The following is a 551-nucleotide window of genomic DNA, read 5'->3' on the forward strand; positions in this document are numbered from 1 at the left end:
TTGTCCACCAGCAGCCGGCGCAGGTGCGCCTCGTCCGGGACGATGGGCGCCAGCCAGTCGACCAGCAGCCCGTCGTCGGGCATGTGGTCCTTCAGGTTGGGGTGCGGCCAGTCGGTGCCCCACAGCACGCGGTCGGGGAAAGCCTCCACCAGCCGGCGCGCGAACGGGATGACGTCGGCGTACGGCGGCCGGTCCGGCCCGCAACGGCCCGGCAGCGCCGGCGGCCCCGAGACGGACAGCCGCTCCGGGCAGCTGACCTTGGTCCAGACGTTGGGGTGCTCGCGCAGCAGGCGCACGAACAGCCCGAACTGCGGCCCGTCCACCGGCTGCGTCACGTCCGGGCGGCCCATGTGGTCCACCACCACGGTGGTGGGCAGCGCGGTGAAGAAGTCCCACAGCTCGGGCAGGTCCTGGGCCTCGAAGTAGACGACGACGTGCCAGCCCAGCGGCGCGATGCGCTGCGCGATCTCCAGCAGCTCGTCCTTCGGCGTGAAGTCCACCAGCCGCTTGACGAAGTTGAAGCGCACGCCGCGGATGCCGGCCGCGTGCAG

1 protein-coding gene is annotated in these 551 nt (G+C 72.2%); it reads right to left on the reverse strand.

Going from position 1 to position 551, the window contains the following annotated elements:
• On the reverse strand, positions 1-551 hold a 551-nt coding region (locus ML342_RS11715), incomplete at both ends, for an amidohydrolase family protein (protein WP_240127191.1).

Origin of the sequence: Thermomonas alba (assembly GCF_022419205.1) — a bacterium.
GTDB lineage: Bacteria > Pseudomonadota > Gammaproteobacteria > Xanthomonadales > Xanthomonadaceae > Thermomonas > Thermomonas alba.